Below are 502 nucleotides of genomic sequence, written 5' to 3'. Positions count from 1 at the left end.
GGAAGAAGAGATCGAAGAGATCGAAACGTTATGCGCCGGTGTCACAAAGGGCGTTTTGATTTTGGGAGAAGACCTTTTTTACCATCCAAGAGCCGAGCAGATTGCACGTTTTGCGGGATTAATCGCCCGCCATACGCCGATAAAGCTTCAAATTTCGGGTACAACGCAACACGATTGGATCGTTGCGGAAGAGACGATGGTTGAAGAGGTGGAAGATATTGCTAGCTTTGACGGCGTCGTCGTGTACGAATGTCCGTGCATCGATGCGAAAGAAGAGCGTTTTTTAATCGGCTCTTCTCAATTTCAAGCGGCCGCCAAGGTTCAACACGACGAGGCGATTCACGTCGTTTTCGATCGTGAAACGTATCCTCGCGTTTTCGTACGCGACGAGCGTCTGAAAGGCGTCATCGCTTTATTGCCTTTAGTCAAAGCGAACAACGCTTATCCTTACCATGTAACAAAAATAGTGAAGTGAGAGTGCCATGAGCGAAGTAGTCATTAC

General features: G+C 48.0%; 1 pseudogene. It reads left to right on the top strand.

Annotation, left to right across the window (positions count from 1 at the left end):
- Positions 1–475: pseudogene (locus tag OA34_RS13390) on the top strand (hypothetical protein); the annotation flags it as partial.
- Positions 476–502 lie beyond the last annotated feature (27 nt).

It is taken from the genome of Sulfurospirillum sp. MES, assembly GCF_000789415.1.
GTDB classification, from domain to species: Bacteria; Campylobacterota; Campylobacteria; order Campylobacterales; family Sulfurospirillaceae; genus Sulfurospirillum; species Sulfurospirillum cavolei.
The sequence above is the reverse complement of the archived record's forward strand: the minus strand, read 5'-3'. Positions and strand labels throughout refer to the sequence as shown.